General features: G+C 59.9%; 8 protein-coding genes and 2 pseudogenes. 8 read left to right on the top strand and 2 right to left on the bottom strand.

From position 1 onward, the window contains the following. Positions 1–215 precede the first annotated feature (215 nt). From gabD to V476_RS29145, 4 genes and pseudogenes are all read left to right on the top strand, one after another. Positions 216–1,658, top strand: coding sequence for an NADP-dependent succinate-semialdehyde dehydrogenase (gene gabD, locus V476_RS11110; RefSeq protein WP_024958949.1), 1,443 nt, complete (start codon positions 216–218; stop codon positions 1,656–1,658). 179 nt (positions 1,659–1,837) lie between these two features. Next, positions 1,838–3,118, top strand: coding sequence for a 4-aminobutyrate--2-oxoglutarate transaminase (gene gabT, locus V476_RS11105; RefSeq protein WP_017278939.1), 1,281 nt, complete (start codon positions 1,838–1,840; stop codon positions 3,116–3,118). A gap of 159 nt (positions 3,119–3,277) precedes the next feature. Further along, positions 3,278–4,663 (top strand): response regulator, encoded by a 1,386-nt coding sequence (locus V476_RS11100; RefSeq protein WP_024958950.1) that lies wholly within the window; start codon positions 3,278–3,280, stop codon positions 4,661–4,663. Positions 4,664–5,415: 752 nt separating this feature from the next. Next, positions 5,416–6,270 (top strand): annotated as a pseudogene (locus tag V476_RS29145) (urea ABC transporter substrate-binding protein); the annotation flags it as partial. 576 nt (positions 6,271–6,846) lie between these two features. Here the strand turns inward: V476_RS29145 and V476_RS11085 are convergent. Both V476_RS11085 and desA read right to left on the bottom strand, forming a co-directional pair. After that, positions 6,847–7,845: a GGDEF domain-containing protein gene (locus tag V476_RS11085; protein WP_003318683.1), complete on the bottom strand. Its 999-nt coding sequence runs from the start codon at positions 7,843–7,845 to the stop codon at positions 6,847–6,849. A 129-nt stretch (positions 7,846–7,974) separates the two neighbouring features. Beyond that, positions 7,975–9,159 carry a delta-9 fatty acid desaturase DesA gene (desA, locus tag V476_RS11080; protein WP_003318682.1) on the bottom strand — a complete coding sequence of 395 codons (1,185 nt, stop codon included), beginning with the start codon at positions 9,157–9,159 and terminating at the stop codon, positions 7,975–7,977. Between the two features lie 153 nt (positions 9,160–9,312). On the opposite strand from desA, the pseudogene dibA reads away from it, so the two are divergent. The 4 genes and pseudogenes from dibA (at position 9,313) to cysT (ending at position 13,691) form a co-directional block, all read left to right on the top strand. Continuing rightward, a pseudogene (gene dibA, locus V476_RS11075) lies at positions 9,313–11,231 on the top strand (phosphodiesterase DibA). Positions 11,232–11,432: 201 nt separating this feature from the next. Beyond that, complete coding sequence (gene oscA / locus V476_RS11070; RefSeq protein ID WP_003318679.1) at positions 11,433–11,612, top strand: sulfur starvation response protein OscA; 180 nt, start codon at positions 11,433–11,435, stop codon at positions 11,610–11,612. A 152-nt stretch (positions 11,613–11,764) separates the two neighbouring features. Further along, positions 11,765–12,775: a sulfate ABC transporter substrate-binding protein gene (locus V476_RS11065; RefSeq protein WP_024958952.1), complete on the top strand. Its 1,011-nt coding sequence runs from the start codon at positions 11,765–11,767 to the stop codon at positions 12,773–12,775. Positions 12,776–12,869: 94 nt separating this feature from the next. Continuing rightward, complete coding sequence (gene cysT, locus V476_RS11060) at positions 12,870–13,691, top strand: sulfate ABC transporter permease subunit CysT (RefSeq protein ID WP_003401602.1); 822 nt, start codon at positions 12,870–12,872, stop codon at positions 13,689–13,691. Positions 13,692–13,702 lie beyond the last annotated feature (11 nt).

Raw genomic sequence — 13,702 nt, 5'->3', positions numbered from 1 at the left:
CCCGTTCTTTTTTTCGAACGGGCTATTGTCCTTTCCCCCCGCAATGCCTAGGATTCGTTTGAGATTTCAAACGCTCTTGTTCGGTCTTCCTGCCTTCATGCGTTGCGCAGCGCTGGAACCCGATGGAATGTTTTCCTGACGATGGCTTCCAAATGGGGTGCATCGATATCAATTGTTCGCGTCGCCTGTCGGGCGATGCTGTTTAGGAGGCCGACATGCAGCTCAAAGATTCCACACTGTTCCGCCAGCAAGCCTACATCAACGGCCAGTGGCTGGACGCGGACGGTGGTCAGTCGATCAAGGTCAACAACCCTGCCAACAACGAGATCCTCGGCACTGTGCCAAAAATGGGCGCAGCCGAGACGCGTCGGGCGATTGAGGCGGCTGACAAGGCGCTGCCGGCCTGGCGTGCGCTGACCGCCAAAGAGCGTGGCAATAAGCTGCGCCGCTGGTTCGAGCTGATGATCGAGAACCAGGACGACCTGGGTCTGCTGATGACACTGGAGCAGGGCAAGCCGCTGGCCGAAGCCAAGGGCGAGATCACCTACACCGCGTCGTTCATCGAGTGGTTCGCCGAAGAAGCCAAACGCGTGTATGGCGATGTGATTCCTGGTCACCAGCCGGATAAGCGCCTGATCGTGCTCAAGCAGCCGATTGGTGTGACGGCGGCGATCACCCCGTGGAACTTCCCGGCGGCGATGATCACCCGCAAGGCCGGCCCTGCACTGGCGGCGGGCTGCACCATGGTGCTCAAGCCGGCTTCGCAAACGCCGTTCTCGGCATTGGCACTGGCTGAACTGGCCGAGCGTGCGGGTATCCCGGCGGGCGTGTTCAGCGTGGTGACCGGCAGCGCAGGCGATATCGGTGCCGAGCTGACCGGTAACCCGATCGTGCGCAAACTGTCCTTCACCGGCTCGACCGACATTGGTCGCCAGTTGATGGCCGAGTGCGCCAAGGACATCAAGAAGGTGTCCCTGGAGCTGGGCGGTAACGCGCCTTTCATCGTGTTCGACGATGCCGACCTCGACAAGGCGGTCGAAGGCGCGATGATCTCCAAGTACCGCAACAACGGCCAGACCTGCGTGTGCGCCAACCGCATCTACGTGCAAGACGCGGTGTATGACGCGTTCGCCGAGAAGCTCAAGGCGGCGGTCGGCAAGCTGAAGATCGGTAACGGCCTGGAAGAAGGCGTCACCACCGGCCCGTTGATCGACGACAAGGCGGTGGCCAAGGTCAAGGAACACATCGCCGACGCCGTCAGCAAGGGTGCAACCGTACTGACCGGAGGCAACAGCCTGGAAGGCTCGTTCTTCGAGCCGACCATTCTGGTCAACGTATCGAAAGATGCCGCCGTAGCCCGGGAAGAGACCTTTGGCCCGCTGGCCCCGCTGTTCCGCTTCAAGGACGAGGCTGAAGTGATCGCGATGGCCAACGACACCGAGTTCGGTCTGGCGTCGTACTTCTACGCGCAGAACATGAGCCGCGTGTTCCGTGTCGCCGAGGCGCTGGAATATGGCATGGTGGGTATCAACACCGGCCTGATCTCCAACGAATTGGCACCGTTCGGCGGTATCAAGTCGTCCGGCCTGGGCCGTGAAGGCTCCAAGTACGGCATCGAAGATTATCTGGAAATCAAATACCTCTGCCTGTCAGTCTGACCGACACTTGGGTATTGCAGCCGATGGCGCGCGAGAGCGACGTGTCATCGGCTTTTGTTGCACCGCAGTTTCCTGGTGGCCTGGAGGCTGCAGCAGTCGATCATCGTATGCTGCCGCAGTTGATCCGGTCCGCTTGATCCTTGACCCACGCCGACCGATGAGCGGCGAATGAGGAATACATGAGCAAGACTAACGAATCCCTGATGCAACGCCGCCATGCAGCCGTCCCGCGTGGCGTTGGTCAGATCCACCCGATCTTCGCTGCTTCGGCGAAGAACGCGACCGTTACCGACGTGGAAGGTCGTGAGTTCATCGACTTCGCGGGCGGTATTGCCGTTCTCAACACCGGTCACCTGCACCCGAAGATCATCGCCGCGGTGCAAGAGCAGCTGACCAAGCTGAGCCACACCTGCTTCCAGGTACTGGCCTACGAGCCTTACGTCGAGCTGTGCGAAAAAATCAACGCCAAGGTGCCAGGCGATTTCGACAAGAAAACCCTGCTGGTGACCACCGGTTCCGAAGCGGTGGAAAACGCCGTGAAGATCGCCCGTGCTGCGACGGGTCGCGCGGGCGTTATCGCCTTCACCGGCGCTTACCACGGCCGCACCATGATGACCCTGGGCCTGACCGGCAAGGTCGTGCCGTACTCGGCGGGCATGGGCCTGATGCCAGGCGGTATCTTCCGCGCGCTATACCCGTGCGAACTGCATGGCGTGAGCGTGGATGATTCCATCGCCAGCATCGAGCGCATTTTCAAGAATGACGCCGAGCCCAAGGACATCGCTGCAATCATCATCGAACCCGTACAGGGCGAGGGTGGTTTCTATGTGGCGCCGAAGGCCTTCATGCTGCGTCTGCGCGAGCTGTGCGACAAGCACGGCATTCTGCTGATCGCTGACGAAGTGCAGACCGGCGCTGGCCGTACCGGCACGTTCTTCGCGATGGAGCAGATGGGCGTTGCGGCTGACCTGACTACTTTCGCCAAATCCATCGCAGGCGGCTTCCCGCTGGCGGGCGTGTGCGGCAAGGCTGAATACATGGACGCCATCGCACCCGGCGGTCTGGGCGGCACGTATGCCGGTAGCCCGGTGGCCTGCGCTGCGGCACTGGCGGTGCTGGACATCTTCGAAGAAGAGCACCTGCTGGAGCGCTGCAAGGCGGTTGGCGAGCAGTTGGTGACCTCGCTCAAGGCGATGCAGACCAAGTACCCGGTTATCGGTGAAGTGCGTGCGCTGGGTGCGATGATCGCTGTCGAGCTGTTCGAAGGCGGTGACTCGCACAAGCCTAACGCCGCTGCTGTGGCTCAGGTGGTTGCCAAGGCGCGTGACAAGGGTCTGATTCTGCTGTCCTGCGGTACTTACGGCAACGTGTTGCGCGTGCTGGTGCCGTTGACCGCCGAAGACGAATTGCTGAACCGCGGCCTGGCCATTCTTGACGAATGCTTCGCTGAAATCGCGTAAAAAGTGTGAAGTCATGAATTGATTAATTTATGACCAAACAGACAAAAAAAGCCCGTTTCGACGGGTTTTTTTTGCTTTAGAGCAGGGTATTTCGCTGTTTTGGGTATATCCGGACGTTTGCATTGGCTAAGGTGGTCGCATTGACATCGGAGAGTCATGATGACCGCTGTAGTTTTGCCCGCCGTTCCTCGCGTACTGATAGCCGAGTCTGATCCGTGGGTTCGCGAGACGCTTAGCGACCTGGTGCTGGGCGTGCGTGCGGATATCGAGCTGGAGATGTGCACCGATGGCAAACAGGCCGTCGAGTGGATGAAAAAACACCTGCCGGACCTGATCATCGCCGCCCGCGAGCTGCCGGGTATCGACGGCCTGAGCCTGCTGCGGGGCGTGCGCAATCTGCGTCGTCAGCCCGCCATCCCGTTCATTCTGATCAGCAATCGCAATGACAGCGCCAGCGTGCGCGAGGTCGTGCCGCTGGCGCCGACTGCCTACCTGACCAAACCACTGAACACCGAAGGCCTGCGCCAGCGTCTTGAAGGCCTGTTGCTGGAACGCAGTGCCCCGGTTGCAGGTGCGGTGCCCGCGCTGACGCCGGGTCTGACCCTGACCAAGTTTCTCGACAAACGCCGTGACATCGCCGATGGAGCGCCGCTGTTTGTCGATGTCGCCACCGCGGTGACGCTCAGCCAGACCGCCAGTGGCATCGACGCCGCCCTGCTGGAGCAGGAACTGCGCAATGATCCGCACATTACTGCCGTACTGATCGCCGCCGCCAACACGGCGGCGCAGCACCTGGGCAAGCCGATTCAGACCATGGGCGGGGCGCTGGCCATTCTCGGGCCAGTGCAGGTCGCCAATATCGCGTCCGGTCTGGGCAAAAAGCGTATGGCGGTGCTGACCGACGACGCGTTGCTGGCCAAGGCCCATGAGCTGTGGACCCTGTCGCAGCGCACGGCTGATTACGCACGCATTCTGGGCGGCATGCTGGAGCTGGATGCGGAGCGCTGTTTCTGTGCCGGACTGTTGCAGTCGCTGGGCGATCTGGCGGTGTTGGGTTGTCTGCAGGAGTGGCTGCTGGCTGGCGGCCATCTGGATGAGCAGGTGATCGGGCAGTCTCTGGAGCAGTACTCCGCTGCCTTCGGTTCTGCTCTGCGCACCCGCTGGCGTTTGCCGCTGGAACTGCGTGAGCTGATCGCTGCGGTGTATCAGTACAATACCGGCATCTACACACGCGAAGTGCTGACAATGAACCTGGCGGGGCAGATGGCGCGCCTGGGCGAGGAAGAAAGTGTCACCACGCTGGTAAAGACCAAGTCGGCCAAACTGTTGAAGCTCAGCGTCGGAGACTTGCAGCGCCTGCGCAAGAAGCTGACGGGTGTGACGGATCCGAGTTTGCTGAGGCCGCTGACTAGCGAAACTGAGGTGACTGTCGAGGCGGTCGACGACGAGCCTGATCTGCTCGACCTGGCGCCTGAGGCACCTGCTGAAGAGCCTGCTGCACTTGAGGATCCGGCTGGCGCTGTTCAGGGTCCGCCCGAAAAGTAAAAACCTGACTGACGCCTTCGCGAGCAAGCTCGCTCCCACAAGGTACCGAGTACTCCTGTAGGAGCGAACTTGTTCGCGAAGGCGGTATTCCTGACGCAGAAAGTCCATCGACTGCACCGGCCTCTTCGCGAGCAAGCTCGCTCCCACAAGGTACCGCGTGCTCCCGTAGGAGCGACCGGGGTGGCGATCCGCCTTGTTCGCGAAGGCGGTATTCCTGACGCAGGAAATCCATCGACTGCACCGGACTCTTCGCGAGCAAGCTCGCTCCCACAAGATACCGCGTGCTCCTGTAGGAGCGACCGGGGTGGCGATCCGCCTTGTTCGCGAAGGCTATATTCCTGACGCAGGAAAACCATCGACTGCACCGGACTCTTCGCGAGCAAGCTCGCTCCCACAAGGTACCGCGTACTCCCGTAGGAGCGAACTTGTTCGCGAAGGCGGTATTCCTGACGCAGGAAATCCATCGACTGCACCGCCCTCTTCGCGGACAAGTCCGCTCCTACAAGGTACCGCGTGCTCCTGTAGGAGCGAACTTGTTCGCGAAGGCTATATTCCTGACGCAGAAAATCCATCGACTGCACCGGCCTCTTCGCGAGCAAGCTCGCTCCCACAAGATACCGCGTGCTCCTGTAGGAGCGACCGGGGTGGCGATCCGCCTTGTTCGCGAAGGCGGTATTCCTGACGCAGAAAATCCATCGACTGCACCGGCCTCTTCGCGAGCAAGCTCGCTCCCACAAGGTACTGCGTGCTCCTGTAGGAGCGAACTTGTTCGCGAAGGCTATATTCCAAACGCAGCCAATGCATTGAATGTACCGCCCTCTTCGCGGACAAGTCCGCTCCCACAAGGCACCGCGTGCTCCTGTAGGAGCGAACTTGTTCGCGAAGGCGGTATTCCTGACGCAGGAAATCCATCGACTGTACCGGCCTCTTCGTGAGCAAGCTCGCTCCCACAAGGCACCGCGTGCTCCTGTAGGAGCGAACTTGTTCGCGAAGGCTATATTCCAAACGCAGCCAATGCATTGAATGTACCGCCCTCTTCGCGGACAAGTCCGCTCCTACAGGGCACCGCGTACTCCCGTAGGAGCGACCGGGGCGGCGATCCGCCTTGTTCGCGAAGGCGGTATTCCTGACGCAGGAAGTCCATCGACTGCACCGGCCTCTTCGCGGACAAGTCCGCTCCCACAAGGTACCGCGTACTCCCGTAGGAGCGAACTTGTTCGCGAAGGCGGTATTCCTGACGCAGAAAATCCATCGACTGCACCGGACTCTTCGCGAGCAAGCTCCCACAAGGTACTGCGTGCTCCCGTAGGAGCGAACTTGTTCGCGAAGGCGGTATTCCTGACGCAGAAAGTCCATCGACTGCACCGGCCTCTTCGCGAGCAAGCTCGCTCCCACAAGGTACCGCGTGCTCCTGTAGGAGCGAACTTGTTCGCGAAGGCGGTATTCCTGACGCAGGAAATCCATCGACTGTACCGGCCTCTTCGTGAGCAAGCTCGCTCCCACAAGGCACCGCGTGCTCCTGTAGGAGCGAACTTGTTCGCGAAGGCTATATTCCAAACGCAGCCAATGCATTGAATGTACCGCCCTCTTCGCGGACAAGTCCGCTCCTACAGGGCACCGCGTACTCCCGTAGGAGCGACCGGGGCGGCGATCCGCCTTGTTCGCGAAGGCGGTATTCCTGACGCAGAAATCCATCGACTGTACCGGCCTCTTCGTGAGCAAGCTCGCTCCCACAAGGCACCGCGTGCTCCTGTAGGAGCGAACTTGTTCGCGAAGGCTATATTCCAAACGCAGCCAATGCATTGAATGTACCGCCCTCTTCGCGGACAAGTCCGCTCCTACAGGGCACCGCGTACTCCCGTAGGAGCGACCGGGGTGGCGATCCGCCTTGTTCGCGAAGGCTATATTCCTGACGCAGGAAGTCCATCGACTGCACCGGCCTCTTCGCGAGCAAGCTCGCTCCCACAACGTACCGCGTGCTCCTGTAGGAGCGACCGGGGTGGCGATCCGCCTTGTTCGCGAAGGCTATATTCCTGACGCAGAAAAGCCATCGACTGTACCGGCCTCTTCGCGAGCAAGCTCGCTCCCACAAGATACCGCGTGCTCCTGTAGGAGCGACCGGGGTGGCGATCCGCCTTGTTCGCGATGGGGCCGGTCGTGCTTTCTACCTTCGAGAAAGCATTTCAGACCAGTACGATCTGGTTCTTGCCCTGGCGTTTGGCCTGATACATCGCTGCGTCGGCGCGGCCGTAGAGAGTTTCGAGGCTTGGGTCGTCAGCGCCCAGGTTGGTCAGGCCCTGGCTGGCAGTGATGCTGAAGGTGGTGCCGCCTGACTGGAAGTTCTGGCGCTGGATCTCGCGTTGCAGGCGTTCGGCGATCTGCATGGCCATGTCCGGCGCGCAGCCGGGGAATACTGCGGCGAACTCTTCGCCACCGATACGCCCGAACAGGTCACCCCGCCTCAATGCCGAACGACCGCTTTCGGCGATGCGCTGCAGCACGGTATCGCCTTCCTGATGACCGTAGGTGTCGTTCACCAGCTTGAAGTCATCGATGTCCAGCAGCAGGAACGCCAGCGGCGTGCCGTTGAGACGAGCCAGTTCGAACTCGCGCTGGGCGCATTCGAAAAAGTGCCGGCGGTTGCTGCTCTGGGTCAGCACATCGGTGGTTGCCAGGCGTTGCAGCTCATCCTCGAGGTGCTTCTTCTCGGTGATGTCTTCGGCGATGCCCACCACGATCAGACGCTGGCTGACATCGGCGCGCTGGCTGACGAAGCATTTGTCGCTGAGCCAGCGCACTTCGCCATCCGCACGAATGATCCGGTACTCGCGGTCTTCGATCGAGCCTTTCTCGATGACCTCGTTGAGGCTGCGCTCGGCGTAATTCAGGTCATCGGGGTAGATGCTATCGCGCCACTCGCTGTAGTCAGCCAGCAGCAGGCCCGCCGAACGACCGAAGATGCGCTCGTAGGCCGGACTGACATAGATCATCTGCTGAGTTTGCCAGTCGAACGCCCACAGAACAGCGTTCACGCTCACCAGCAACGAGCTGAACAATTGTTCACGCTCGCTCAGGCGTGCGACTTCTGCCTGAGCGTGCATCAGGGCTAACAGGGTTTCTGCGGCTGCGGGCATATCGGTGATCGGAGTGCCGGATAGGGAGGTGGGGGGCTGCTTTTCCATAAGAACCATCTCAAGCGTTTACGGCCAGTGAGGCGCCCTGTCCCGATTGGCGGGAAAGTGGATGAGATAGACGAGGAGGGGATAAGTTCCGGGACCGGCGCGCCAAGGGGTAGCGCGCCGATCAACGGTTCAAGCGTGGGCGGGGCGCAGCGAGTAGGTTTTCAGCTGGTCGGCGAACTCGCGCAACGAGTGAATACCACTGGCTTCGGCCTCGTGAATCCACTCTTTCATGGCCGACAGCATGTCGTGACCGTTGCTGCTGGTCTTGACCCAGATCTGCTGCAGGGCCAGGCGTTTTTCATAGATCACCTTCAGCGCATGGCTGTGTTCCAGCATGGTCTGAATACGCAGGTGATGCCTGTCATCGAGCAGGCTGGTTTCACGCGACAGCAGGCGCTTGGCGCGACGGAACTGATGACGCACCGACTCGTCGGCCTTGGCAAGTTCCTGGGCAACCAGCGGCGCGATGACCAGCTTGCGGTACTGCGCCATGATCTGGAAACGGTTGTTGAGGATCGCCATTGCGGTGTCCATGTCCATATGGCCCTTGCCTTCGACGCGATGGGCGATAGGCGCGACCCGCTGGACCTTGGCCAGACCGAGGAAGCTGAACAGTTTGATCCACGCCCAGCCCATGTCGAACTCCCATGGCTTGACCGACAGCTTGGCCGAGTTGGGATAGGTGTGGTGGTTGTTGTGCAGTTCTTCGCCGCCGATCACGATGCCCCACGGCACCAGATTGGTGGCTGCGTCGCGGCATTCGAAGTTGCGATAGCCAACGGCATGACCCAGACCATTGACCACGCCGGCAGCCCAGAAGGGAATCCACATCATCTGCACGGCCCAGACCGTGATACCGAGGGCGCCGAACAGCGCCACGTCGATGACCGCCATCAGAGCGATACCCAGCAGCTTGTAGCGCGAATACAGATTGCGCTCGATCCAGTCTTCCGGGCAGTTCTTGCCGTAGATACGCAGGGTGTCCTGGTTCTGCGCTTCCTCGCGGTACAGTTCGGCACCCTTGCGCAGCACAGTGGACAGACCCTTGACGACCGGGCTGTGCGGGTCATCGACGGTTTCGCATTTTGCGTGGTGTTTGCGGTGGATGGCTGTCCACTCGCGGGTATTCTGGGCAGTGGTCAGCCACAGCCAGAAGCGGAAGAAGTGTTTCAGACCCGCATTGAGCTCAAGTGAGCGGTGGGCTGAATAGCGGTGCAGATAGACCGTGACGCCGACAATAGTTATATGGGTCATCGCCAGCGTGACCGCTATTACCTGCCAGACGGAAAGGTCGAGCAAACCGTTGTACCACATAGGCTGTTTGGCCCTCGTAGAAATACCTGTGAAGAAAAAAGTCGCAACAGCATTATCACTGACATTGCTCAGAAAACCAGCCACCCTTGCAGATAAGCGTCGCAGGATGTTTCTTGCTTTATAATCCAGACCTTTAGTAAGGCTCGGTTTTTTATGTCCGATTATTCCCGTAACGCGCTGCGAACCGCCGTTCTGTATGGGCTGCTGTCGATTCTGTGGTTCGCGACAGGCAGCGCCCTGCTGTCTTTTTTCGTCAAGGATCCGGCTCGACTGGCCGTCGGACAACAGATGATCGGTTATGGCTGGGCGCTGCTCAGCACCGTCATGATCTTCATTGCACGTGACAGATTGAAGGCCATCGTCGGCGGTGAAGCGCTGTTTGAGCGCCAACAACAGGACTATGACCGACTACTGCTGGCGGCAGTGGTGTTCGACAGCACGCGTGAGGGCGTACTGGTCAGTGATGCCGAAGGGCGCATTGTCCATGTAAATCGTGCGTTTGTGGACATCACCGGCTATCAGGCCGACGAGGTGCTGGGTTTCAACCCCAGCAAGTTCAAGTCCGGTCGTCATGGCCCCGAGTTTTATCGGCAGATGTATCACTCACTGCAGAGTGCCGGGCAGTGGAGTGGCGAGATCTGGAACCGACGCAAAAGCGGCGAAATCTATCCGCAGTGGCAAACCATCCGTAGCATCAAGGGTGAAGACGGGCAGGCCAGGCATTTTGTCGCGGTGTTTTCCGATATCACGGCCATCAAGCGCTCCGAGCAGGAACTGGCGCAACTGGCTCATTACGATGCGCTGACCGAGTTGCCCAATCGTCTGCTGCTGACCGATCGTATCAGCCAGGCGCTGACCTCGGCGCGCTCCAGCAAGCGCGGCTGTGCGCTGCTGGTGGTGGACCTGGACAACTTCAGAAACATCAACGACAGCCTTGGCCATAACATCGGCGACGAAGTGCTCAAGGCGGCTGCCGAACGCCTCAAGCGCTGGCTGACAGCGGTATGACGGTCGCACGCCTGGGCGGTGACGAGTTCGCGCTGCTGGTCAAAAACTGTACGCACATGGTGCATGCCGCGGCGCTCGCGCAACAGGTGATCAATGCCTTCAAAGCGCCATACCCGATTGCCGGGCATCAGTTGTTCGTCAGTGCCAGTATCGGTATCAGCCTTTTTCCCGGTGATGCGCTAACTGCCGAACAACTGTTGCGCAACGCTGATTCGGCGCTGTTCAAAGCCAAGACCGATGGCCGCGAAGGGTTTGCGCTGTACACCGAAGAGCTGACCGCCCAAGCCCAGCAACGGGTGCAACTGGCCAGCGAGTTGCGTCAGGCGATTGAGCAGGACCAATTGCGGGTGTTCTACCAACCGGTTTACGACCTGGTGACCGGGCGTATTTGCGCGGTCGAAGCGCTGGTGCGCTGGCAACACCCGACCCGTGGCATGGTGTCGCCTGGCGACTTCATCCCTATTGCCGAGCAGAACGGACTTATCGCCGATATCGATGCCTGGGTATTGAATACTGCCTGTCGGCAAATGCAGGCCTGGCTGGCAGAAGGCGTCTCGATTGCGTCCGTCGCGGTCAATGTCTCCAGCCGTCTGTTCAGTCGCGGTGATGTCGATCGGCGAGTGGCTGAGGTCTTGAACGAGACCGGCCTCGATCCGGCATTTCTTGAGCTGGAAGTCACTGAAAGTGCCGTCATGGAAGACCCTGAACAGGCCATCGAGCAATTGCATCGCCTGCGTGAACTGGGCCTGAGCCTGGCCATCGATGATTTCGGCACAGGCTACTCATCGCTGCTGCGGCTCAAGAGCATGCCGGTGCAGAAGCTCAAGATCGACCAGGGTTTCGTGGCCGGGCTGCCGGGCGATGTAGATGACATCGCGATTGTACGGGCGGTCATCGCGCTGGCGTCGAGCCTGGGCATGCGTGTACTGGCCGAGGGGATCGAACACGCCAATCAGGCTTCATTTTTGTTAAGCAACGGTTGCGAGTTGGGCCAGGGCTACTGGTTTGCCCGGCCCATGGCGGCGCAGTCTATCGATTGGACGCACGCCCCCGCGTTCAACTAGTTCAGCCTCTCACTGATAACGCCTGCCAGGGTGTGCAATGCACCCTGGCAGAGTCACACCTCTCTAAAGTTCTTTTGGTTATATCTGCATTCTTAAATAGTCTTTTTAAGAATATCCGCACCTCACTATTATTGCCTCACCGCCATACGCCATCGCCCCCAGTCGCGAAGGCAGGCCTCTCACTTCTCAAGGAATAAGACAATGAGCGCATCTCTACGTAGTGTTGACGGTCAGGACGAAGCAGCCATTCTGCGTGAAATTCAGAGTGCGTTGCGTGACCTGCGTTTTGGTGCCGTCGAAATCACCGTGCACAACGCACAGGTGGTGCAGATCGAGCGCAAGGAAAAGTTTCGTTTGCAGAACCCTGCCAAGCAGAGCTGAAGCGGCAAGCACCCGACTGGTCAACCGGAGGGTTTCATCCTGACTCCTGATACCCCCCTGAAAAAAAGCAGCGCGCCCGTGCGAATGCCGCTCTGACGCGCCAAGAAGAAATCAAAAAAGCCGACACACCGTATTTCCAGGAGCTTCAATCTATGTCCATTCGCCGTTTTGCGCTGGCTGCTCTCGCCAGTGCTGTTTTCGCAGGTTCGGCTGTCGCCAAGGATTACGAACTGCTCAACGTGTCCTACGATCCGACCCGCGAGCTGTATCAGGACTACAACGCAGAATTCGTCAATTTCTGGAAAAAATCCCATCCGGACGACAAGGTCAAGATCAAGCAATCCCACGGCGGCTCGGGCAAGCAGGCGCGTGGCGTGATCGACGGCCTGCGCGCCGACGTGGTGACCCTGGCACTGGCCGGTGACATCGACGAAATCGCCAAGCTCGGCAAGACCCTGCCCGAAAACTGGCAGACCCGCCTGCCGGACGCGAGCACGCCGTACACCTCGACCATCGTGTTCCTGGTGCGCAAGGGCAACCCTAAAGGCATCAAGGACTGGGGCGACCTGACCAAGGAAGGCGTCTCGGTGATCACGCCCAACCCGAAAACCTCCGGCGGTGCGCGCTGGAACTTCCTGGCCGCCTGGGCCTACGGCCTGAAGGCGGGCGGCGGTGACGAAGCCAAGGCCAAGGAATACGTGCAGACGCTGTTCAAGCACGTGCCGATTCTGGATACCGGCGCACGCGGTTCGACCATCACCTTCGTCAACAACGGTCAGGGTGATGTGCTGCTGGCATGGGAAAACGAAGCGTTCCTGGCGTTGAAAGAAGACGGCGGCAAGGACAAGTTCGACATCGTCGTACCGTCGCTGTCGATCCTTGCCGAGCCTCCGGTTGCCGTGGTCGACAAGAACGCCGAGCGGAAAGGTAATACCGAAATCGCGACTGAATACCTCAAGCACCTGTACAGCAAGGAAGGTCAGGAAATTGCCGCGAAAAACTTCTATCGTCCACGTGATGCCGAAGTGGCCGCCAAGTACGAGAAGCAATTCCCGAAACTGGATCTGGTGACTATCGACAAAGACTTTGGTGGCTGGAAAACTGCGCAGCCGAAGTTTTTCAATGACGGCGGCGTGTTCGACCAGATTTATCAGGCGCAATAAGCCGAATGAGGATGCCGCACGAGCGGCATCGCAAGTTTGGCCAAACAGCCCGGATTAACCTCCGGGCTTCGTGCAAGTGAAACCAGGGACTTTTATGTCGCGTCGTATCTCCCCCGTCATACCCGGCTTCGGGCTGACGCTGGGCTACACCTTGGTGTACCTCAGTCTGATTGTGCTAATACCGCTGGCCGCCATGTTCGTACATGCTGCGCAGCTCACCTGGGATCAGTTCTGGACCATCATCACGGCACCACGCGTGATCGCGGCACTCAAGCTGAGTTTCGGCACCGCCTTTTACGCAGCCCTCATCAACGGGGTGATCGGCACACTGCTGGCCTGGGTGCTGGTGCGCTACACCTTCCCCGGCCGCAAGGTCATCGATGCGATGATAGATCTGCCGTTCGCCCTGCCGACCGCCGTGGCCGGTATCGCCCTGACCGCGCTGTACGCGCCCAACGGCTGGGTCGGCCAGTTCGCAGCTGATCTGGGCTTCAAGATCGCCTATACCCCGCTGGGCATCACCCTGGCGCTGACCTTCGTCACCCTGCCGTTCGTGGTGCGCACCGTGCAGCCTGTGCTGGCCGACATCCCCCGCGAAGTCGAAGAGGCCGCTGCCTGCCTGGGCGCACGTCCCCTGCAGGTGTTTCGCCATATCCTCGTGCCGGCGTTGCTGCCTGCCTGGCTGACCGGCTTCGCCCTGGCGTTTGCCCGTGGCGTGGGCGAGTACGGTTCGGTGATTTTCATCGCCGGCAACATGCCGATGAAAACCGAGATCCTGCCGCTGCTGATCATGGTCAAGCTCGACCAGTACGACTACACCGGCGCAACCGCTATCGGCGTGATGATGCTGGTGGTGTCCTTCATTCTGCTGCTGCTGATCAACCTGCTGCAGCGGCGCATTGAAACCCCATCCTGAGGAGGCGCAGA

It is taken from the genome of Pseudomonas syringae KCTC 12500 (assembly GCF_000507185.2).
Taxonomy (GTDB): domain Bacteria; phylum Pseudomonadota; class Gammaproteobacteria; order Pseudomonadales; family Pseudomonadaceae; genus Aquipseudomonas; species Aquipseudomonas syringae.
This window is presented reverse-complemented; position numbering and strand designations above follow the sequence as displayed.